A 22,349-nucleotide genomic window follows, 5' to 3' on the forward strand; every position below is an offset into this window, starting at 1 on the left:
TCTGACATGGACCGCAAGAACGAGCCCTTCGCCCATGATGCCGGTCTCGCCTGGGAGCCGGCCGGCGAAGGCGTGACGCGGAAAATCCTGACCTATCGCGACGACGTCATGATGGTGCGCGTACGCTTCGAGGCCGGCGCCATCGGGCCGGCGCACAGCCACCCGCATATCCAGTGCTCGCTGGTCGAGAGCGGCGTCTTCGATATCACCATCTCCGGGCACACCGAACGCCTGAAGGCCGGTGACAGCTTCACCGTGCCGCCCGATGCCATCCACGGCGCCGTCAATGTCGAGGCCGGGACGCTCGTCGACGTCTTCACGCCGATGCGGCAGGACTTCGTTTCCTGACAGCCGGAAGGCTCCGCAAGATTCGGCCCAGCGCGGATTGACTCACGCATAACCCGTCAGTTATTGGTTCGACCTATAACTGACGGGTTATGCGTTTGACATCGACCGATCACGACCTGCTCTTCCGGACCCTTGCCGACCCGACGCGGCGGGCGCTGTTCGAGCGTCTGTGCCGGGACGGCGAGCAGACGGTCGGCGCCCTGACCGCTCGCGCCGGCGTTTCGCAACCGGCCGTGTCGAAGCACCTCGGTCTGCTGAAGCAGGCCGGGCTGGTCCGCGACCGCCAGGACGGCCGCCAGACGCATTACAGCGCGCAGCCCCAGGCACTAGCACCGCTGGTCGACTGGACCGGCCAGATGAGCGGCTTCTGGGAGAACCGCTTCGACGATCTCGAGGATCTGCTGAGGAGAATGGATCAATGAGTGAAACATCGGACGAGGTGCTTTCCGTCGTCGTGGAGCGGCAGCTTCCGCACGCTCCCGAGAAGATCTGGCGCGCGCTGACCCAGCCGCATCTGATCGCGGAATGGCTGATGAAGAACGACTTCCAGCCAATCGTCGGCCATCGCTTCGATCTCAGCGCCGAATGGGGCTCCGTCCAGTGCGAGGTCCTGGAGGTCGAGCCGACCAGGACCCTGTCCTACACATGGGGCGACCACAGGCTGAAGACGGTGGTGACCTGGACGCTGACGCCAGCCGGGTCCGGCACGTCGCTGCGCATGGAGCAGGCGGGCTTCCGGGCCGACCAGCCGCGCTATTTCCAGGGCGCGCAGGGCGGCTGGCCGCGCTTCTTCGCGGCGCTGGAGGATGTGCTGGCGCGGATCGGCTGAGGAACGCACGCCGTTCCGGCGCATCGTTTGGAGATCGGTTTGCCGGAGGAGAGCGGCTTGGCGAGGAAGACAAGACCATCGATCGAGGCCGATGCGGCCGGCCCCGCCAAGCCCGTCCTGCTCTCCGGCGGCAACCCGCAGATCGCCAAGGCCGAGGGCGATGCGGCCGTGCAGGCCTATATCGCGGCGATGCCAGAATGGAAGAGCGCGGTGGGAAAGGAGCTCGATGCGCTGATCGAGCGCACCGTGCCCGACCTGCGCAAGGCGGTTAAATGGAATTCGCCGCTTTACGGAACCAGCGAGCACGGCTGGTTCCTCGGGGTCCACTGCTTCGCGCGCTACGTCAAAATCGCCTTCTTCAACGGCGCCGGGCTCGACCCGCTGCCGCCCGTCGCGTCGAAGGACAAGAACACCCGCTACGTCCACATCGACGAGCAAGGCCTGACCGACACGGCGCTGATGGCGCGCTGGGTCGAACAGGCCGCGAAACGGCCCGGCTGGGTGATCTAGGCACCCTGCGCCGCAGCAGCACACCGAAGCTGGAGGACAACCCATGGCCAAGAGCGCAACCCAGGGCGAGACATCACCGTCCGAACTGATCGACGCGCGGATCAAGGAGCTGGGTGACTGGCGCGGCGAGATGCTCGCGCGGCTGCGTGAGCTGATCAAGCAGGCCGACCCAGAGGTCGTCGAGGAGTGGAAATGGCGGGGCGTGCCGGTCTGGTACCGTGACGGCATGATCTGCACCGGCGAGACCTACAAGAACGCCGTGAAGATGACCTTCGCCAAGGGCGCGGCCCTTGAAGATCCTTCCGGCCTGTTCAACTCCAGCCTCGACGGCAATGTCCGGCGCGCCATCGATTTCCACGAGGGCGACAAAATCGACGACAAGGCCCTGACGAGCCTGATCCGGGCGGCCATTGCGTTGAACGCGGCGCCCTCCGGCCGGTCACGCTAGCGTACTGATTTTGCCAGGAACCACGCCGTCGTCCCGGGCTTGACCCGGGCTCCATGCTGGAGCTTGTCCGACGAATCCCTCAGGCATGGATCCCGGATCTGCGCTCGCTCCGTCCGGGATGACCCGCCTTTCCACAAAAACACGACATACTCCAGGCCGGGCCATCCTTGACGGAGGCACTCGATGGAGTCTCCGAAACGCCTGTGAGCGATTGGCGGAGAACGGCCGGCGCCCTGGCACCGGCCGATAGCGGCCTCAGCCCTTCGACTTCTTGCGTCCGGGCTTTCCGTTGCGCTTCTTGGCCGCCGGCGAGCCGCCCTTCTGGAAGGCGCGGTGGTACTCCTCCGCCATCTCGCGCAGCGCCTTGCCGATATTGGCGTATTGATACTCGTTGAGATTGGCGAGGGAGGCACGCCCGGCCGGCTGGCGCGTGCCGAAGCCGCGGCCGGGCAGAAGCACGATGCCGGTGTCGTCGGCGATCCTGAACAGCAGTTCGTCGGGATTGACGTTCTCCTTGACCCAGGCTGCGAAGTCCGGCCCGTAAAGGCTGCGCGAGATCGTCTCGAGATCGAGCAGCGTGTAGTAGTCGACCGAGTTCGGATCCTGCTCCTGGGCTACGCCTAGCTCGCGATACAGCGCCGCCTCGCGGCGACGGATCAGCTTCTTCAGCTCTGCCTTGTAGCCGTCGTTCTCGTCCATCAGGGCGAAGAGCGAGAACAGCACCATCTGCACCTGCTGCGGCGTCGAGAGGCCGGCGGTGTGGTTGAGCGCGACGGTGCGGCTGTCCGCGACCAGACGGTCGATGAAGCGCAACTGGCTGACATCCGGCAGGAGCGAGCCGTAACGCCTGTCCAGCGCGGTCTTGGTGCTCTTCGGCAGGTCGTCCAGCGCCTTGTCGAAGACGGAATCGCGATGCGTCGCGACGACGCCGAGGCGCCAGCCCGTCGCGCCGAAATATTTCGAGAAGGAGTAGACCAGCATCGTGTTCTTCGGGCAGGTCGCGAAGAGCGACCTGAAATCATCAGCGAATGTGCCGTAGACGTCGTCCGTGAGGATGAAGAGATCGGGCCGATGGTCGCGCACGATGGCCGCGACCTTCTCCAGGCTGCGATCGTCCATCTTCACCGATGGCGGGTTGCTGGGGTTGATGCAGAAGAAGATCTTGACCGCCGGATCCTTGAGCTTCTCGAGCTCGGAATCGGGATACTGCCAGCCCTTTTCGGGATCGGCGTCGATCGCGACCTCGACCAGACCGTATTCGTCCAGCTCGGGGATCTCGATATAGGGCGTGAAGACCGGCATGCCGATCGCGACCTTGTCGCCGCGCTTGACCAGCCCGTTCTGCTTCAGCGTGTTGAAGATGTAGGTCATCGCGGCGGTGCCGCCTTCGACGGCGAAGAGATCGATGCTGCTTGCCGGGATGAAGCCGCCGATCATCTCCTTGACGATGTAGTGCCTGACGATCTCCTCGCTCACCACGAGCATGCGCGGCGGGACCGGATAGTTGCTGCCGAGGATGCCCTCGACCATCTCGTGCAGGAAGGCCGAGGCGGAGAGCCCGAGCTGGTCGCGCGCATAGCTCAGGGCGCGCCCGAGGAAGACGACGCCGGGGTGCTCGCGATTATCGGCGATGAAACGCTCGAACCGCCCCTCGATGCCTTCGATCTGCGGCAGGCCGCCGATGCCGTTGGGCATGTAGGAATAGGACAGTTCGGCTTCAGCCGTCGCGAAGAGGCCGAGCCGGAAGAACGCCCGGCGCGGCAGCGTCGCGAGGAAGTTCGGATTGCCGCGCCCGGCATTCAGCATCAGGCGGTTCTCGCGGCTCGACGCGAGCTTGATCAGTTCATCCTTCAGTTCGAACGGGCTGAGCTTGGAGTATTTGCTGTAGTCGGTCGCCATCATACGTCTCCTCGATCAGATCAGGCGAAGGCCACGACGAGCGGGCCAAGCAGGGTCAGGAAAACGTTCGCCAACGCGTAGGTGATGGCGAAGGGGGTGGTGGGAATGGAGTTCCCGGCCTTGTCCAGAACCTCGCCGAAGGCGGGGTTGGCACTGCGCGATCCAGACAGTGCGCCGGCAAAGATCGCGGTGTTGTCGTAGTGCAGGATATAGCGCCCGACGAGCATGGTGATGATCATGGGCAGGATCGTCACGACCACGCCGATCAGGAAGATCGACAGGCCACTCTGGGCGATGGTGGTGACGGCCTGATGCCCGGACTGAAGCCCGACCACCGCGACGAAGCCGGCGAGGCCGAGATCGCGCAGCAGGGTCGAGGCTGCCGTGGGCATGTTGCCGATGGCGAGGTTGCGGCTCCGATACCAGCCGAACGCCAGACCGGAGAGCAGCGCGCCGCCGCCGCTGCCGAGCGTCAGCGGGACATCGCCGATCCGAACGACAAGCAGGCCGATCAGCAGGCCGACGACGAGGCCGACGCCGTGGAAGACGAAATCGGTCTTGTCGCTGGCGACGAGGACGGTGCCGACGACCTTCGCCACACGCTGGACGTCCTCGGCCGTTCCATAGAGCGTCGCGACATCGCCGACTTCGATGACGGTGTCCGGCTTCAGCGGCAGCGGCTTTCCCGCCCGCTGCAGCCCGGTGACATAGATGCCGTGGCGCAGGCTTCCGGCGGTCGCCTCGCTGATCTGCTGCACGGTCTTGCCGATGAAGTCGCGGTTGGCGATGGCCACGTCCTGGTTGAGCACGACCAGGTCCATACCCTCGGAAGACTGGAGCTCGGGGCCGATCTGGCCGGCCACGCCGACGACGCCGGCGCGACGGCCGACGACGAGGACGGTGTCGCCGGCCATCAGCTTGAGATCCGGCTCCACACCGATGACCGAGCCGGCGCGCTTGAGCCGCTCGATGACGATGGAGGAGCCGCCCGCGAGCGCCTCGACCTCGGCGACCGTGCGGCCGGCCACGCCCTCCACCTTGAAGAGGCGCCCCACAAGATCCGGCGCGGCCGGATGCTCGCCCGCGCCATAGACGCGAATGCCGGCGAGCATCTCGGCCTCCGCCTTCATGGCGTCGTCGCGGATGCTGCGGCCCATCAGCCAGGGCAGGATGTTGACGCAGACGATGATCGCGCCGAAGGAGCCGAAGATGTAGGTCACCGCATAGCCGACGGCGACGTTCCCCTGCAGGCGCTGGACCTCGTCGGCCGCGAGCCCGAGCTTGCCGATGGCGGCGCTCGCCGTGCCAATGATCGCCGATTGGGTGAGCCCGCCGGCCGCGATGCCGGCCGCGAGGCCCTTGTCGAGCCCGAACATCCTGGCGAGGATGACGACGGTGGCGAGGCCGCTGAGCGCCAGCACCGCCGCCATGACGATCTCACGGATCGACTGCCGCCCGAGCGACCGGAAGAATTGCGGCCCGCTCTCGAAGCCGACCGCGTAGATGAACAGCGCGAACAGCACCGACTTGATGCCGTTGTCGATGGTGACACCGACCTGGCTGATCAGCACGGCGGCTAGCAGGGAGCCCGCAACGCCGCCGAGCTGGAATTTCCCGAACTGGAACTTCCCGATCCAATAGCCGGCTGCCAATGACAGAAAGAGAGCTATTTCAGGGGATTGATGAAAAATCGACGATAGCGCCGCCACGGACCTACTCCTGAATCTCGGAAATCTGGCACGTTGGAAAATGGATGAACCGAAAGGAGAATGCCGAACTCTAAACTGGAATTCTTATGCAACTCAAGGTTCAACATCGGGAGCGTTTTCCGCGATGCAACCATCAATCTGAAGTTGAACTTGATATAAATTTTAATTCGAAAAATTGAAAATAAATCGTAACAATATCCGTTCTCGAGGCCAGACAGCGAAACTCGAATTTCGATCTATATTTAGAATATACATAAGATACGCTCGTCACACATATGTTCAGGACGGTACGGAAAGCAGCCTCGGGCGTCGCCGTAGGTGTCGCCGCCTCGACAGATTTGCCCTCGCACGCTTCGAGAAACTCATGGGAAACGCGAATAGCAGGCAAGAAGCGGACGTGTGAGAAGTATTCAACAATGTTGTAGCGCCGCGGGAGAAAAACACTCAGTATCGCCTCGCGCTGGCGGCCCCAGGAGAAGCCGGCGCGATACGAGGCGGCAAGGGGAAGCGGATGCCTGAGTTTTCGCAGCAGTCGAACGAAAAATCCCGTACCCGACTTGCCTACCTCATAGTAATTGCCTTGGCCGGCGGGCTCGTAATCGCCCCCATCGCCCCTGCATCGGCGCAGCAAGCCGCCCCGGCGGCGGTCCAGGTCGGCACGGTCGCAGCCGAGAAGCGCGCCATCGAACGGACCGCCGATTTCGTCGGCCGCGTCGAGGCCGTCAATCGCGTCGACATCCGCGCCCGCGTGACCGGCTATCTGGACGAAGTCCTGTTCAAGGACGGCGCCATCGTCAAGGAGGGAACGCCGCTCTTCCGCATCGAGCGCGCGCCGTTCGAGGCGGCTGTCGAGCAGGCGCAGGGCGCGCTGGAAGGGGCGCAGGGAACCTTGCAGAACGCCATCGTGCAGCGCCAGCGCGCCGAGGAGCTCCTGCGCACCAGCGCCGGCTCGGTCGCCGTCCGCGACCAGCGCGTCGCCGAGGAGAAGAGTGCGCAAGGCAATCAGACCATTGCGGAAGCCAATCTGAAAACGGCGCAGATCAACCTCGGCTACACCGAGATCACGGCGCCGATTTCCGGCCGGATCGGCCGGACGAAGCTGACCAAGGGCAACGTCGTCGGCCCCGATAGCGGCGTGCTGGTGCAGATCGTCAGCGGCGATCCGATGTATGTCACCTTTCCGGTCAGCCAGCGTGAATTCCTCGGCCTGAAGACGAATGCCGTCACAGCCGAGACACGCGCCCCGTTCGTCACCATCAGGTTCGCGGACGGATCGAGCTACGACCAGAAGGGGCGCGTCGATTTCGTCGATGTCTCGGTCGACCGCGCCACCGACACGGTCCTGGTGCGCGCCGAGATTGCCAATCCCGAGGGAAAGCTCATCGACGGCACGCTGGTGCGCGTCACCGTCCAGGCCGATCAGAGCGAGGAGAAGGTGCTGGTCCCGCAATCGGCGCTGATCGCCGATCAGCAAGGCGCCTATGTCTTCGCGGTCGAGGACGGCAAGGCCGTGGTGAAGCGCGTCAAGATCGGCGCCGAGGCCGGTGCCTATATCGTCGTCGAACAGGGTCTGGCCGGCAACGAGCAGATCGTCGTCGAGGGGCTGCAGAATCTCAGGGCGGGAACGCCGGTCCTCGCCTCGCCCGTGCCCCCGCCGGCCGGCCGGAGCTGAGCCGATGTTCACCTCCGTCTTCGTCGACAGGCCGCGCCTGGCCATCGTCATCGCGCTCGTCACCACGATCGCCGGCCTGCTCTCGCTCTTCGCGATTCCCGTGGCGCAGTATCCCGACATCGTGCCGCCGCAGGTTTCGGTGACGACCTCCTATCCCGGCGCCTCGGCGGCTGTGATCGAGCAGACGGTGGCCCAGCCGCTCGAAGCCCAGATCGTCGGCACCGACAAGATGCTCTACATGAAGAGCGTCAGCGGCAATGACGGCAGCTACTCGCTGCTCGTCTCGTTCGAGCTGGGCACGAACCCCGACATCAACAGCGTCAACGTCAACAACCGCGTGCAGATCGCCTTGTCGAAGCTGCCGCAGGAGGTGCAGCGCAACGGCGTGACGGTGAAGAAGAAGTCCTCGGCGCTGCTCGGCGTCATCGCGGTCTATGCGCCGAAGAACACCTACGACACGCTGTTCGTCTCTAACTACGTCACCATCAACCTGCTCGACTCGATCCGCTCGACGGCGGGCGTCGGCGACGCGGCGCTGTTCGGCGCCCAGGATTATTCGATGCGGGCCTGGATCCGCACCGACAACCTGACCGGCCTCAACCTGACGACCGGCGACATCATCAGCGCCATCCAGTCCCAGAACGCGCAGGCGGCCGTCGGACGCATCGGCGCCCGTCCAATCTCGGATGACCAGCAGTTGCAGCTGAACATCCAGACCAAGGGCCGGCTCAGCACGCCCGAGGAGTTCGGCAAGATCGTGCTGCGCACCAATGCGGACGGCTCGATCCTGCGGCTGTCCGATGTCGCGCGCCTCGAACTCGGCGCCGCCAATCTCGACCGCGACACAAGGCTGAACGGCGGCCCGGCCGTCCTGATCGGCGTCTACCAATCGCCCGGCGCCAATGCGATCGCCGCGCTCGACGCCGTCAAGAAGACGGTGGGCGACCTCTCGAAATCCTTCCCCGAGGGACTGGCCTGGAAGGTCACCTACGACCCGACCGCCTTCGTCACGGCGACGATCCACGAGGTGCAGAAGACGCTGCTCGAGGCCTTTGTTCTCGTCGTGCTCGTCGTCTACCTGTTCCTCGGCAACATCCGGGCGACGCTGATCCCGACCGTCGCCGTGCCGGTCAGCCTGATCGGCGCCTTCATCGTCCTCAACGCCATCGGCTATTCCGCCAATACGGTGTCGCTGCTCGCGGTGGTGCTCGCGATCGGCATCGTCGTCGACGACGCGATCGTGGTGATCGAGAACGTCGAGCGCGTGATGGAGGAACATCCGGAGCTCACCCCGGCCGAGGCGACGAAGAAAGCCATGGGCGAGATCGTGGCGCCGATCATCGCCATCACGCTGGTGCTGCTCTCGGTCTTCGTTCCCGTCGCCTTCATACCGGGCATTTCTGGCGAGCTGTTCCGGCAGTTCGCAGTCACCGTGGCGGTCGCGATGGTGCTGTCCGCCATCAACGCGCTCACCCTCTCGCCGGCGCTCTGCGCCGTCCTGTTGAAGCCCCAGCACGGGCCGCGGCGCGGGCCGATCGCCCGCATCATGAGCGGCATCGACTGGACGCGGGACCGCTACGGCAACGCCGTCGCGCGGCTCGTGCGGGTCGCCTTCGTCAGCCTGGCGCTGACCGCGGCGTTCGGCGCCGGCATCTATGCGATGGGCCGGATCACGCCGACAGGCTTCCTGCCGGACGACGACCAGGGCGCCTTCTTCGTCGTCGCCCAGCTGCCCGACGGAGCTTCCATCGGGCGGACGTCGGTGGCCATGGCGCAGGTCGAGGGCATCCTCAAAAGCGAGAGCGCGATCGCCGACTACTCCACTGTCATCGGGCTGAACTTCCTCGACAATTACTCCCAGCCCAACGCCGCCTTCGTCATGGTCTCCCTCAAGCCGTTCGAGGAACGGACGAGCCGCGACGATTCCGCCCAGGCTGTCATCGCCCGCCTCTCGCAGAAGCTGCGGGCGGTGCGCGACGCCAATGTCGTGCCGCTCGGCCCGCCGCCGATCATCGGCCTCGGCAGCGGCGGCGGCTTCAGCTATGTGCTGATGGATATGGGAACGTCCGATCCCAAGGCGCTCGGCCGGGCGCTGCGCGGCCTCACCATCGCCGCCAATCAGGACCCGCAGCTGCGGCGGGTATTCTCGACCTTCTCGGATTCGGCCCCGTCGATCTATCTCGACATCGATCGGGACAAGGTCCAGATCCTCGGCGTCGAGCTGACCAACGTATTCCAGGCGCTGCAGGCCTCGCTCGGCGGCTACTACGTCAACGACATGAACCTGTTCGGCCGGACCTGGCAGGTGCAGGTGCAGGCCGATGGCGCCGATCGCGCCTCGCTCGACGACATCTACCGCATCAATGTCCGCAGCCGCGCCGGCGACATGATCCCGCTGCGCAGCTTCGTCGAGGCCAAGGTAGTAGTCGGGCCGCAGGCCCTGATCCGCTACAACAACCGCCTTGCCGTGACCTTGCAGGGCTCGCCCGCACCCGGTGTTTCGTCCGGCCAGGCGCTGGCGGCCATGGAAGCGGTCTCCGCCAAGACGCTGCCGCCGAACTATCGCGGTGCCTGGACCGACGTCTCGTTCCAGGAGAAGCGGGCGGAGGGGCAGACCTCGATCATCCTCGCCTTCGCGCTGCTCTTCGCCTACCTCTTCCTCGTCGCGCTCTACGAGAGCTGGACGATCCCGGTCCCGGTGCTGCTCTCTGTCGCCGTCGGCGTGCTCGGAGCCTTCGTCGCGATCGTGATCGGGAGGCTGACGCTCGATCTTTACGCCCAGATCGGCATCGTCGTGCTGATCGGCCTGGCCGCCAAGAACGGCATCCTGATCGTCGAGTTCGCCAAGGAGCTGCGCGAGAAGGGACATCCGCTGCTGCACGCGGCGACCGAGGGCGCGCGCCTGCGCTTCCGCCCGGTGATGATGACCTCCTTCGCCTTCATCCTCGGCCTGCTGCCGCTCGTCATCGCCGAGGGGCCGGCGAAACTCGCCAGGCGCAATGTTGCGACACCGGTCTTCGGCGGCATGCTCGCAGCGGCCTTTATCGGCATCTTCGTGATCCCGGCGCTCTACGTGGTCTTCCAGTCGCTACGCGAGCGCTTGCGGCCATCGACCCGGCCGAAGGAAGAACTCGCGGCGCCCGCGGTGGAAAAGGGCACGGTTTGACGGTGTCGCCGGATGCTCCGACCTGAGCGGGATACTTCCGGCTACTGGAAGCCCGCAGCCTGGAGCGAGAACAGCTCGGCGTAGCGCCCGCCCAGCGCCATCAAGGCGGCGTGATCGCCGCTTTCCAGGATCGCGCCGTTTTCCAGCACGATGATACGGTCGGCCATGCGCACGGTCGAGAAGCGGTGCGAGATCAGGAGCGCGGTCGTCGATCGGCTCAGGTTGCGGAAGCGCTCGAAAATCTCGACCTCGGCGCGGGCATCCAGCGCAGCGGTCGGTTCGTCGAGGATGAGGATATCAGCGTCGCGGAAATAGGCCCGCGCGATCGCGATCTTCTGCCACTCACCGCCCGAGAGATCGATCCCTTGCGCGAAACTGCGCCCCAGCATCTGGTCGTATCCCATCGGGAGCTTGCCCATCAGCGGGTCGGCCAGGCTCTTCCGCGCGGCCTCGACGATCCTCGGCCGATCATCGATGGCAGCGACACGGCCGATGCCGATATTCTCCGCCGCGGTGATGTTGTAGCGCGCAAAATCCTGGAAGATCGCGCCGACATGGCTGCGCAGTTCGTCAAGGTCGATCTCGCGCAGATCGATGCCATCGACGAGAATGCGGCCCTCGACAGGATCGTAGAGCCGGGTCAGCAGCTTGACGATGGTGGTCTTGCCCGCGCCGTTCTCCCCGACCAGAGCGAGCGTCTCGCCGGGGCTGAGCACGAAGCTGAGATGGCGCACCGCCCAGCCGTCCTTGCCGGGATAGCGGAAGCCGACATCCTCGAAGACGATGCCCTGCCGCAGCGGCGACGGAAAGGCGCGCGGGCGCGCCGCGTTCGGCATCGACGAGCGCAGGTCCATGAAGAAGAAGTAGTCGTTGAGATACTGCGCCTGCGAGGCGATCTGCGTCAGGCCGAGGATCAGACCTTCAAACAGCCCGTTGAGGCGCAGCAGCGAGCCGGAGAGGAAGATCAGATCGCCGAGACTGATCTCGCTCCGCACGGCCCGCCAGGCCAGGACCGCATAGGCCGCGTAATAGGCCAGCGAGCCGACCGCGCCGAACAGGCTGCCCCAGACGGCGCGGCTGATCGCCAGCCTGCGCCGCGCGACGAACGGCGTCTCGGCCAGGGCCCCGAAGCGATCCGCCAGGAATCCGCCGAGGCCGAAGAGCTTGACCTCCTTGGCCAGATCCGCGACCGAGCCGACATGGCGGACATATTCCATCTGCCGGCGCTGGGGCGTGGTGGCGACGCTCCAGTCATAGGTCTTCTCGTTGAAATACGCCTCGCTGAGCAGCGTGGGCAGCAGCGCCAGCACGAGCAGGCAGACCAGCACCGGCGCGTAGAAGATCAGCCCCGCGAGAAAGGCGATCAGCGTGACGACGCTCTGGACCTGCCCGAGCATCAGGCCGAGCAGGCCGCCACCGCTTATCGTCTGGATGCGTGCGCGCAGCAGCTTGTCCTGCGCCTGACTGGACTCGATGTCCATCAGGTCGAGCCGCGCGGCGTGCTCGATCAGGTCGATGCCGAGCCGGTTGGCATGCCGCTCGGAGAGCAGCCCCTCCGTCAATGTGCTCAGGCGTTGCAGGATGTTCGCGCCGACCATCAGCACGCATTCGAGCGCGAGCCACTCGGCCAGCGCCGAGAGGCGCCCGCTCGCCAGCCAGTCGGCCAGAGCGGGCCCCGGCGACGGCATTCCCGCCTGCAGCACGACCTCGTCGACGATCAGCTTGCCGACGAACAGCACGAGCGGTGGCTGCACCGCGCGCAGCAGCCGCAGCACGATCGCCGCCGACACCAGGACGGGACTTGCCGTCCAGAGGCTTCGCAGCAGGCGCGGCAGCCGCGCTAGTGTCGTGAAGCGCTGAAGCAGCGTCGTCCTGGCAGAAGCCAGAGGCGCGATGAAAACCATTCTCGATCCTGGATTGCCGAAGTCCGCGACTCCGTGCCCTCTTTCAGCCTGAGAGCACCGACCGAGCCATACTCTGCGCAGGCCGGGATGGAGTGGAGCTATGGGTTCACGGCGGCGGAAACCCGTATTAAGCTCCTATAATCGCCGCGAGAGACGGGGATCGAGCCGGTCCCGCAGGCCGTCGCCGAGCAGGTTCACCGCCAGCACCACCAGCGCCAGCGCAATCGCCGGGCAGAAGATCGTCCAGGGTGCGCGGGCGAGATAGAGGCGGCTCGACGCGATCATGTTGCCCCAGCTCGGGACTTCCGGCGGAACGCCGGCACCGAGGAACGACAGCGAGGCCTCGACCAGGATGGCGGAGGCGCAGATATAAGTGGCCTGCACGATCAGGGGGGCGATGGTGCTCGGCATGATGTGGCGAAACAGGATCCGGGGCGTGCGCGCGCCGCAGGCGATCGCGGCCTCGACGAAGGGCAGTTCCTTGACGCTGAGCACGATGGAACGCACCAGCCTGACGACGCGCGGTAGCTCCGGGATCGAGATCGCTGCGATGACGATGCCGATGCTGCCCTGGTTGAGGGAGACCATGGCGATGGCCAGCAGGATCGCGGGGATCGCCATCAGCCCGTCCATGAGCCGCATGACGATACCGTCGAACCAGCGGTAATAGCCGGCGAAGAGGCCGATCGTCAGGCCGACGAGGATCGAGATCGTCGCGACGCTGAAGCCGACGATGAGCGAGACGCGTGCGCCGTAGACGGTGCGGGCGAAGACATCCTGGCCGAGGTGGTCGGTGCCGAACCACAGGGCCTGCGACGGCGGCTGCAGGCGCCGGGTCGGCAGCTTCATCATCGGATCGCCGGCGATCAGCGGCGCCACGATGGCGACGCCGAGGAAGAAGATCAGGAGGGCGGCGCCGAGCAGCACCGTCGGGTTGCGGCGCGCGAAGCGGCCGAGGCGAGCGATCTGGTTGCCGGAGGACGGAACGACGGGCGGAGCGGTGATCACGGTCATCGGTCGCGCTCCCTCAATGCCGGATGCGCGGATCGATGAGCGAATAGGACAGATCGACCGCCAGATTGATCAGCACGTAGACGCCGGAGAAGACGAGGATCACGCCCTGGATGATCGGATAATCGCGCTTCGAGATGGCATCGACGACCAACCGGCCGACGCCGGGGATATTGAACACCGTCTCGGTGATCACCACGCCGCCGATCAGCAGCGCGACGCCGATGCCGATGACGGTGATGATCGGCACGCCGGCGTTCTTGAGCGCATGCTTCATCAGCATGGTGCGCGCCGGGACGCCCTTGGCGTTGGCGGTGCGGATATAGTCCTCCTCCAGAACCTCCTGCATCGAGGCGCGCGTCATGCGGGCGATCAGCGCGACATAGGCGAGGCCGAGCGTCACTGTCGGCAGAATGAGGTGGAGAAACCAGGGGCCGATCCCGTCCAGGATCGGCCGGTAGCCCTGCACGGGCAGCCAGCGCAGCTCGATGGCGAAGATGTAGATCAGCCCGTAGCCGACGACGAAGGTCGGCATCGAGAAGCCGAGCACGGAAAAGCCCATCAACAGCCGGTCTATGGGGCGGCCCGCCTTCCAGGCCGCCAGCACGCCGAAGGTCACCGCGATCGTGACGGCGAAGAGCATCGTCAGCACGGCCAGCGACAGCGTCGGCTCCAGACGCTGCAGGATCAGGGTCGAGACCGGGGTGCTGGAGAAGATCGAGACGCCGAGATCGCCCTGCACGACGCGCAGCGCCCAGCGCCCGAACTGGACGAGCAGGGGATCGTCGAGGCCGAGGCGCTGGCGGATGGCGACGATCTGCTGCGGCGTGGCGTAGTCGCCGGCGATGATGGCGGCCGGGTCGCCCGCCGAAAGATGCAGCAGCAGGAAGACGAAGATGCCGACCAGCGTCATCACCAGAATGGTCGATGCCAGGCGTTGTGCGAGATAGCTCAGCATGGCTCCGGTCGTCCTCCGTCGGCTAGGTCGTTGCGCGGGCCGCAGCCGCGCGATCGCCCGCGAAAGGCGACGTCGCGGCCGGGGCCCGCCGATGGCGGGTCCCGGAGATCGGATGCAGGGCTCGGCAGGGCGCTCAGCCCTTTCTGACGTTCCAGAACGGGATCAGCTCGGGCATGCCGATCAGGCCCGTCAGGTTGCGCAGGGCCGCCGGCTGGAACCATTGGCCGAAATACGCATGCGGCACGAAATCCCAGGCGTTCTGCTGGATATCGCGGGCGATCTGCTTGCGCTCGGCGTCGGTCGAGGCTCCGGCCCATTTGTCGCGCAATTGCTCGTGCAGTTCGTTGGTCGGCCAGCCGAACCAGCCCTTCTCGCCATTGGCGGCGTGGCCGCTGAGCGAGACCGGATTGCCGAAGGCGTTGACCGAGCCGGAGGTGAAGAAGACGTTCCAGCCGCCCTGGTCCGGCGCTGCCTTGACGGCGCGGCGGGTGACGACCGCGCCCCAGTCGGAGGCCTGCAGCGAGACGTTGAAGCCGGCCTGCCGCATCCATTGCGCGATCAGGTTGGCGGCGTTGTTCATATAGGCGATGTTGGTCGCCTGCAGCACCACGACCGGGCGCCCGTCATAGCCGGATTCCTTGACGAGCTGCTTCGCCTTCTCGATGTTTGGCGCGCCTTTGAACCAGTCGATATTGGCGTCGTTCTCCATCGGCGTTCCCATGCCGAAGAGCGAGGAACAGCCGCGGAAATACTTCTCGTCGCCGAAGGTCGCCTTCATCACCTCGGTAGGGTGGATCAGGTGCAGCATCGCCTGGCGGGCCTTGACGTTGTTGAACGGCGGATGGAGCCAGTTCACACGCGCCCAGCCGAGCTGCCCCTGCTTGTTCAGCACCTCGAGCTTGATCTCCTTCTCGCCGGCCAGCGAGTCGAGCAGGTCGACATTGGGGTACTCGATCATGTCGATCTCGCCGGCGCGGATCGCGGCGATCGCCGTCGCCTCGTCGGCGATGTTCTCGTAGACGACGCGGTCGACGTTCACCACCTTGCCGCCGGCGGTGAAGACGGCCGGCTCCGAACGCGGCACATAGTTCGGATTGCGGTCGTAGACGTAGCGCTGGCCCTGGACGACGGCGCCCTCGTTGAAGAGGAAGGGCCCGGAGCCGAGGATGGTGCTGATCTGCTGGTTCGGGTCGGTCTGCGCCTCCTTCTCGCGCATGACGTAGCAGACATTGGTGGCCGCCTTGGCCAGCCACTCGACCACGAGCCCGTAAGGCTCCTTCATGACGATCTGGAAAGTCTTGTCGTCCTTCACCGGCGTGTCGGCGAGGCGGGCCATCATGTGCTGGCCGCCGCCGTCGCGGGCGCCCCAGCGCCGGATCGAGGCGACGCAGTCCTTCGCCGTGACCGGCGTGCCGTCGGTGAAGCGCAAACCGTCGCGCAGCTCGAAGCTATAGGTCTTGCGGTCGTCCGAGAGCGACCATTTCGAGACCATCTGGGGCTGCGGTTCGTATTTGTCGTTCACGCCGAACAGCGTGTCGTAGACCATGCCGGCGTGGTAGGAGGTCATGTTCGCGGTCGTCCAGATCGGATCGAAGACGCGAAGATCGCCATGCAGGACGGCGCGGATGGTGCGCGCCACGGGAGGCGTGGTCTGGGCGCGGATCGTGGCCGGAGCGGCGACGATCGCGCCGGTGGCCAGCCCGCCCTGTACGAAGCGACGGCGTGTCGTGTTCATGTCGTTCTCCTCCTCGTTGTGGATCGAGCCGCGGGCATTCGCCTCGTCTGGCCCTCATCGGGTCATGGCATCAATTCTCCTGGTCCATCCGGTGCATGCGGCGTCAGACGACGAGCCGGCCCGGCGGGAGCGGATCATGCGGCCAGAGCGGCCGGTTGATCTTGCGGTAGGGGTATTTGCGCACGTCGAGATGCGAAGGGCCACCGCCATCGGTGTAGATCACCTCGCTGGCGATGGGTCCGTAGGCGGCGTGGAAATGGTTGGTCGACTTGACGCTGACGATGCGCTTCTGCGTCGGCTCGATGCCGACGCTGGTGAAGATCTCGAGCCCCAGCGCCTGCGTGCGGTGCGAGAGGAGCGCGACATCGATGCCGTCGATGCGGATGCCGACCGCGTTGCCGATCGGCACCTTCGCGGTGCCGAAGCTCTGGGTGCCGTTGCGGATGGCGCCGAGCACCGTCACCTCGCCGTCGACCGGCGTGCCGGAGGTCGAGGCCGCCTTGCCGCCGAAGCGCAGCGGGATGGTGGCGCCCACGCCGGCGGTCAGGCAGAACTCGACCGCGACCGGATCCCAGACAGGCCCGATCGCCGCGTCGCGGATGCCGCGCTCGCGCAGGCGGTGGATGATGTTGGTGTTGTCGGACGCGGCGCCGCCCCCGGCATTGTCGGTCGAATCCGCGATCACGCTGGGGCCATTGGCCGCGCTGCCGAGGGCACGGTCGAGCGCCTCGTCGAGCGGAACGACGGGCGGGGCGAACTGCCCCTTGAGCGAACGGAACTCCTCGCCGAGCTTCGCCGCGAGCGCATCGCCCGTCGCCTTGTCGTTGTCGGTGACGACGAGAACGCGGGTGCCGATCTCGGGCACGTCTCCCTGCTGGAAGCCATGCGCCAGCGAAACCGAGAGCACGCCATCCTTGCCTTCGAGCGCGCTCATCCGATCGACGAAGGAGCGTCCGGGCTCGCGCGTCGTCGGCACCAGCTCGATCATGCGGCAGTCATAGAGCGACATCACCGGCCTGATCTGGCCGCGCACGGTGCCGAGGATGATATCGACGAGTTCCTCCGCCCGCTCGACGAAGTCGATATGCGGATATTCCTTGTAGAGGATGATCGCATCGGCAAGGCGGACGCGCTTCTCCGTCAGGTGGCAGTGCGGATCGAGCTCGACGCCGATCGGCACGGAGGGGCCGACGATGGCGCGGACGTGATCGAGGATGTCGCCCTCGCAATCGTCATAGCCATGCGCGACCATGGCGCCGTGCAATCCGAGCAGGACGCCGTCGACGGGCAATGCGGCCTTGAGCTGGGCGAGGATCTCGTCGCGCATCTCCTCATAGTCGGCCTTGGCGCAGGTTCCGGACGGCTCGGCCCAGAAGCAGGAGCCTTCGACGAGCTCGAAGCCGTCGCGTTCGGCCCGCTGCCGCGCAACGTATAACGGCGCCGTGCAATGGGTGGCGCGATCGGGATGCTGGCCCGCCGGAAAATAGGCCGAGGCCTCGAAATTGGCCCGGGATGTCGGAATGGGAGAGAAGGTGTTCGTTTCGGTTGCGAGCGAGGCAGCGAACAGGCGCATAGGTCACCTTCCCGAATGTCTCGCCATGTTCGATTGGCCGGGAAGCCAGAGTCAAGCCGCAGTGCAAACCATGAAGTTTTGCGCATGCAGCATGGCGACACATAATTCGAGCACGATGGCAGCGTCCCGGCTGCGATCGCTCACCAGCGCGCGGTCCACCATCGGCACGCAGCGTTCCCTGCCCGCAACGATCCGCTCACTGCCAGAACGGCCGGAGCTCGACCAGATCTTCATGCGCCCCGACGGCGGATGCGAGCAGCTTCCGCTCCTTCGCGCCGATGTCCGCCGTCGCCAACCCCGCGGCGAACTGGACGGAGCCGCCGGCATCCGAACCCGCCACATGTTCGAGCAGCCGATGGCCGGAGGCGATGTCGTTGAGCGTGCCGAGGCTGTCCTGCAGTTTCGCAAGAGCCGATGCAAAAGCCTTCCGGCGTTTCCGCTCCTTCTTGCCCTCGTAGAGACCAGCGAAGAACTCGGCGCCATAGCGCAGCTTCTTCGCGGCGATCCGGACCTGGTGCCGCTCCTCCGGGTCCAACGCCGCGAGATGCCGGCCACGCTTCCTGACCTGCCGCCTGCGCTTGTCGAGCTGGCGCGAGGCGAACGGCAGGACGGCCTGGTCGCGCTCGGCGGCGTTCGCTTCGGACAGCCACGGGCCGGCGTTGATCCACGCGACAAGATCGATCAGGAAATGCCGCCATTCCTCCGAACGCAGCATCTCGTCCACGGCAAGGTAGACTTCGGTGCGCTGGCTTTCGAGATGCTTCTCCAGGTTGAGGAGTTCGACCTGGTCGGGATGTCGGGACCTCTCCGTCGGCAGCGTTTCCGAGAGGAAGACATCGAGATTCCGGGCTCGCCCCAAAGGCTCCGACAGGCGCTTCAATCCCGCCTTGATGTCCTTGAGCCGGTCGTCGTCCAGCACATCCTTGAACAGGGACATCGCCGAACGCAGCCTGCGCACCGCAACGCGGGCCTGATGCAGGGCGGCCGCGTCGCGCCGATCGAGCAGGATGTCCTCGTTCAGCCGGAACTGGCGCAGGCAGCCATGGGCGACGGCACGAAAGGCATCGGCCGCCGACATGTCCTCCGACAGGGCGACAGGCTCGGCCTTGCGGACCCGGTCAGCTTGCCCGTCGATCAGGCCGAACCCGCGCTCCGACTTGCTCGCCACTCCGAGCCGGACCGGCACGCGCGCGCCGATTTCGCGCGCAAGCGTGAAGAGGTCGCCAGCCGTTCCGGTCTTCAGCTCCAGCTCGATCTCGCTGATGGCGGCGGTCTCAGCGCCGTCCTCCCCGCGAGAATTCGTGACGCGCCCTTGGTCCAGCGCGACTTCGATCTGCGAGTTCCCATGCTCCATCAGGCAGGTGGCGCGTTCGACAGCGACGGTGAACAAGGCGACGAGCTTCGCCTTCCTGCCAAGCAGCTTCGCCAGCGGCGTCTTGTCCAGGGCGTCGCGATCCGGTTCGGGGCCGCCGACCGCCGCCTCCCATTCTGGACGCTCGATCAGGCCGTCGCCGCCGGCTTTCACGGTCTGGACGTAGCCATCCTTCGTCCGCCTCACCCGCAGAACGTAACCGCATTCCTGCAGGAGGCGCTCCGGCGTGTCGAAATAGATCGACTCCAGCCGATCCTCGCTTCTCGCCTCAGCCGCGGCAAAACGCGGCCATTGCCGCAGCGTGGCCAAGTCCGCCGCATCGCAAACCAGCTTGAGCTCGACTTCCTTCGGGTCGGTCATGCTTTGACCTGGCGCTCCCGGTGAAGACAAGGACGGGGCGCTCTTGTCTCACGCCAGTATAGCACTGAACCCGGTCGCAGCGGGGCTCGCCCCAAAAGCGAGTCGGCGCGGGCCTGTCCGTCACACCACCAGACCTTGCATCGGCCTGAGATCGCCGGTGTCCGGGAACACCTTCTCCGCCAGAACCGGCCCGGAGAGGCCGAACAGATCGGCCACCACGCCCTTCGCCACGGCGCGGATATCCGTCGTGGGCCTCAGATCGCGGTTCTGGTAGAGCTGCTCCGGCTTCAGGCCGGGCCAGTCGGCGATGATGCGACCGCCCTTGACCGCCCCGCCGACGAGGAACGCGACCGTACCGGTGCCATGGTCGGTGCCGACCGTACCGTTGACCGCGGCCGTGCGGCCGAACTCCGTCGCGACCATCACCACCGTATCCTTCCAGACCGGCGCCAGCCCCTGCTCCAACGCGGCGAAGGCACCGTCGAGCCCGCCGAGCAGCGTCGCCAGCCGGCCCTTGGCGCCGCCTTCGTTGGCGTGAGTGTCCCAGCCCTCGAAGGCCAGCGCGGCGATGCGTGGCCCGTCATCGGCGCCGACGAGCGCGGCAGCCCCCTCTGCGATGCGTCGCATGCCATCGGCCGTATCCGGGCCGCCACCACCCATCTTGCCGTCGATGCCGCGTTGCTGCGCCAGCCTTTGCGTCTCGATCGCCTGGCTCAGCGCCGCCGCAAGGCCGGGATCGCGCTGGCCATAGAGATCGGCGAGCCGCATCGTCAGGTCGGCGCCGGCCCGCGCCATGCGCGGCGGCGCCCAGCCGAGCACCGGCGCCTCGCCGCGCACCACCAGCGGCGGCACGACGCCGACGCCGAGCAAGCCCTTGCGCGCAACGCTTTCTCCCGCCGGAAGGCCGGCGAGCAGACGGTTGAGCCAGCCCGAAGCGGTCCGTCCCGGGCCGGGCTGGCCGCTCTCCAGCACGTCCTGCCCGTCGAAATGCGAGCGTTCGCGGTAGCCGGTCGCGGCGGCATGGACGATGGCGGCGTGGCCCTGCCGGTAGAGCCGCGCCAGATTCGGCATCGCCGGATGCAGATAGAAGAAGCCGTCAAGCAGCAACGCGGCGTCGGGTCCATCCTTGGCGAGCGCGATGCCCTCGCGCAGGTCGGCATAGCCGGGGTCGCCGATCGGCGGCACGGCCGAAAGACCGTCGAGCGCGCCGCGCAGGACCACCAGCAGGAAGCGGGGGTCGCGCGCGCCCGCCGCGGCATAGGCGAATTTCGGCACGAAGGACCAGGCGAAGAGCGCGCCTGCGGCGCCGAGGACGGCGCGCCGTGACGGCGTCATCCGTTCGCAGTCATCATCGTCGTCGTGATGATCCATCACCGTCACCTCCGCTGGAATTCGGGCGACATCAGCAGGAGCGCGAGCGCCTGCGGCCGGCTCTCGGCCCGCGCCACCGCCTGCCGCGTCTCGGCCGAGAGGATCGGCCCGAGGATGTCCTCGCTCAGGCTGCGCGGATCCGGCACCGCATTCGCCGCCTGCCGCCCCCAGCCGGCGGCAACGTCGATGCGTGTCTTGACGCCCTCGGCCGAGGCCCAGGCGGCGTTGTCGTCGGCGTAGCCGTTCGGACCCGAAGGCTGCCAGAAAGGCTGCCCCATCGCGGTCAAAGGCCCGTTGATCTGGCCGAAATCGGGCTGGCGGTCGAGCGCCCGATAGGAGGCGAGCAGGAACTCCTGCGGCGAACGCATCTTCGTCGCCGGCGCCGTCCACGCTTCATTGCTGCCGATCAGCGCCCGGTAGAGCGAAGGCAAGTCGCCGCCGCTCTGGCGGAAGGTGGCGACCAGGAGATCGACCAGCTTCGGCGGCGGATCATCAGCCACGAAATGGCGCACGAGCTTCGTCGCGATGAAATGCGCGGTCGCGGGATGGCGGGCGAGATCGGTCAGCGCCGCCACGCCCTGCGCACGCCCCGGCTGATCGTAGGAACGGCCGAGCAGCGGAGTCACGCCCGGCTCGTGCAACCCGGCATTGAAGGCGAAGGAGCCGGGAAAGCCAAGAACGCCCTCGCGCCCCACCACCGTCCAGCCAGTGATGATGCGGGCGAGATTGGTGACGTCAGCCTGGCTGTAGCCGCCGGAGACGCCGAGCGTGTGCAGCTCCATTATCTCGCGCGCGAGGTTCTCGTTGAGCCCGCGCCGCTGGCGCCGGCCCACCGCCGAATTGGGACCGACGGACTGGCGGTTGTCGAGGAAGTCGAGCATCGCCGGATGGCTCTCGGCCGCGACCAGCATGTCTTCGAAACGCCCGAAGACATGCGGGCGGATCGCCTCGCGCTCATAGGCGCCCGCCATGATCCGGCAGATGTTGCTCTTGGTTGCGCCGATGCAGAAATGGTTGGACCAGAACAGGGTCAGCCGCTCGCCGAGACCAGTTTCGGCGGCCAGCGCCAGGGCGACACGCGCCTTCACCTCGTCGCGATAGGTGCGGTAGGGCAGCGCCGGCTCGTTCGGCGGCTTGGGCGGCGGCGCCATCTGGCCCCGGGCCGCGTCGGCTTGAGCCTCGCCCTGCATCGCAGCCGCGACCTGCATGCCCGGAGCGGGCTGCTGCGCGGCCGGGCGTTTCGCTTCCCGCTCGCGCTTTTCCTCATCCTCGAAGGCGTAGAGTGCCTTGCCGATCTCGGCCGCGCCCGAGAACGGCACGCCCTGCGGCTGCGCGACGGGGCCGGCGTCGATCTCGGCGAGCAGGCGGTCCCGCGCCTCCCGGCGCATCGCCTCGCCCTGCCCCGGCTTCGGCCCGAGGCCGAAGCGCTGGAGGGCGACGGCCCCCGCCTTTGGATCGCCCGACTCCGCCATGCCATCGGCCTC

General features: G+C 66.5%; 17 protein-coding genes. 7 read left to right on the forward strand and 10 right to left on the reverse strand.

Annotation, left to right across the window (positions count from 1 at the left end; translation table 11 throughout):
• Nucleotides 1-6 precede the first annotated feature (6 nt).
• The 5 genes from AC2FAN_RS07380 (at nucleotide 7) to AC2FAN_RS07400 (ending at nucleotide 2,135) form a co-directional block, all read left to right on the forward strand.
• Entirely contained in the window at nucleotides 7-348 is a 342-nt protein-coding gene (locus tag AC2FAN_RS07380; RefSeq protein ID WP_485173246.1) for a cupin domain-containing protein, read from the forward strand.
• Nucleotides 349-437: 89 nt separating this feature from the next.
• Nucleotides 438-770: an ArsR/SmtB family transcription factor gene (locus AC2FAN_RS07385; protein WP_485173247.1), complete on the forward strand. Its 333-nt coding sequence runs from the start codon at nucleotides 438-440 to the stop codon at nucleotides 768-770.
• Nucleotides 767-1,177, forward strand: a complete 411-nt coding sequence (locus AC2FAN_RS07390) for an SRPBCC family protein (protein WP_485173248.1) — start codon at nucleotides 767-769, stop codon at nucleotides 1,175-1,177. Before AC2FAN_RS07385 ends, AC2FAN_RS07390 begins: the two co-directional genes overlap by 4 nt.
• Before the next feature lie 57 nt (nucleotides 1,178-1,234).
• Nucleotides 1,235-1,687 carry a DUF1801 domain-containing protein gene (locus tag AC2FAN_RS07395; protein ID WP_485173249.1) on the forward strand — a complete coding sequence of 151 codons (453 nt, stop codon included), beginning with the start codon at nucleotides 1,235-1,237 and terminating at the stop codon, nucleotides 1,685-1,687.
• Nucleotides 1,688-1,730: 43 nt separating this feature from the next.
• Nucleotides 1,731-2,135 carry a DUF1801 domain-containing protein gene (locus AC2FAN_RS07400; RefSeq protein WP_485173250.1) on the forward strand — a complete coding sequence of 135 codons (405 nt, stop codon included), beginning with the start codon at nucleotides 1,731-1,733 and terminating at the stop codon, nucleotides 2,133-2,135.
• 255 nt (nucleotides 2,136-2,390) lie between these two features.
• Here AC2FAN_RS07400 and AC2FAN_RS07405 read toward each other — a convergent pair whose 3' ends face one another.
• Both AC2FAN_RS07405 and aspT read right to left on the reverse strand, forming a co-directional pair.
• A complete protein-coding gene (locus tag AC2FAN_RS07405; protein ID WP_485173251.1) occupies nucleotides 2,391-4,037 on the reverse strand; it encodes a bifunctional aspartate transaminase/aspartate 4-decarboxylase in 1,647 nt (548 codons plus the stop codon).
• A gap of 17 nt (nucleotides 4,038-4,054) precedes the next feature.
• Nucleotides 4,055-5,743, reverse strand: coding sequence for an aspartate-alanine antiporter (gene aspT, locus AC2FAN_RS07410; RefSeq protein WP_485173252.1), 1,689 nt, complete (start codon nucleotides 5,741-5,743; stop codon nucleotides 4,055-4,057).
• Nucleotides 5,744-6,254: 511 nt separating this feature from the next.
• On the opposite strand from aspT, the gene AC2FAN_RS07415 reads away from it, so the two are divergent.
• Together AC2FAN_RS07415 and AC2FAN_RS07420 are read left to right on the forward strand one after the other, a co-directional pair.
• Entirely contained in the window at nucleotides 6,255-7,415 is a 1,161-nt protein-coding gene (locus tag AC2FAN_RS07415) for an efflux RND transporter periplasmic adaptor subunit (RefSeq protein WP_485173253.1), read from the forward strand.
• Nucleotides 7,416-7,419: 4 nt separating this feature from the next.
• Nucleotides 7,420-10,581: an efflux RND transporter permease subunit gene (locus AC2FAN_RS07420; protein WP_485173254.1), complete on the forward strand. Its 3,162-nt coding sequence runs from the start codon at nucleotides 7,420-7,422 to the stop codon at nucleotides 10,579-10,581.
• Between the two features lie 41 nt (nucleotides 10,582-10,622).
• On the opposite strand, the gene AC2FAN_RS07425 is transcribed toward AC2FAN_RS07420, so the two are convergent.
• From AC2FAN_RS07425 to AC2FAN_RS07460, 8 genes are all read right to left on the reverse strand, one after another.
• Nucleotides 10,623-12,485: an ABC transporter ATP-binding protein gene (locus AC2FAN_RS07425; RefSeq protein WP_485173255.1), complete on the reverse strand. Its 1,863-nt coding sequence runs from the start codon at nucleotides 12,483-12,485 to the stop codon at nucleotides 10,623-10,625.
• A 135-nt stretch (nucleotides 12,486-12,620) separates the two neighbouring features.
• Nucleotides 12,621-13,499 carry an ABC transporter permease gene (locus AC2FAN_RS07430; RefSeq protein WP_485173256.1) on the reverse strand — a complete coding sequence of 293 codons (879 nt, stop codon included), beginning with the start codon at nucleotides 13,497-13,499 and terminating at the stop codon, nucleotides 12,621-12,623.
• Between the two features lie 13 nt (nucleotides 13,500-13,512).
• Nucleotides 13,513-14,454: an ABC transporter permease gene (locus AC2FAN_RS07435; protein ID WP_485173257.1), complete on the reverse strand. Its 942-nt coding sequence runs from the start codon at nucleotides 14,452-14,454 to the stop codon at nucleotides 13,513-13,515.
• Between the two features lie 133 nt (nucleotides 14,455-14,587).
• Nucleotides 14,588-16,189 carry an ABC transporter substrate-binding protein gene (locus tag AC2FAN_RS07440; RefSeq protein ID WP_485173258.1) on the reverse strand — a complete coding sequence of 534 codons (1,602 nt, stop codon included), beginning with the start codon at nucleotides 16,187-16,189 and terminating at the stop codon, nucleotides 14,588-14,590.
• A gap of 103 nt (nucleotides 16,190-16,292) precedes the next feature.
• Nucleotides 16,293-17,762, reverse strand: a complete 1,470-nt coding sequence (locus AC2FAN_RS07445) for a M81 family metallopeptidase (RefSeq protein WP_485173259.1) — start codon at nucleotides 17,760-17,762, stop codon at nucleotides 16,293-16,295.
• 196 nt (nucleotides 17,763-17,958) lie between these two features.
• A complete protein-coding gene (locus AC2FAN_RS07450) occupies nucleotides 17,959-19,494 on the reverse strand; it encodes a CYTH and CHAD domain-containing protein (RefSeq protein WP_485173260.1) in 1,536 nt (511 codons plus the stop codon).
• 120 nt (nucleotides 19,495-19,614) lie between these two features.
• Nucleotides 19,615-20,865: a DUF1501 domain-containing protein gene (locus AC2FAN_RS07455; protein ID WP_485173261.1), complete on the reverse strand. Its 1,251-nt coding sequence runs from the start codon at nucleotides 20,863-20,865 to the stop codon at nucleotides 19,615-19,617.
• Between the two features lie 5 nt (nucleotides 20,866-20,870).
• Complete coding sequence (locus AC2FAN_RS07460) at nucleotides 20,871-22,337, reverse strand: DUF1800 domain-containing protein (RefSeq protein ID WP_485173262.1); 1,467 nt, start codon at nucleotides 22,335-22,337, stop codon at nucleotides 20,871-20,873.
• Nucleotides 22,338-22,349 lie beyond the last annotated feature (12 nt).

Source organism: Allobosea sp. RIT-PG3_2 (genome assembly GCF_057321085.1).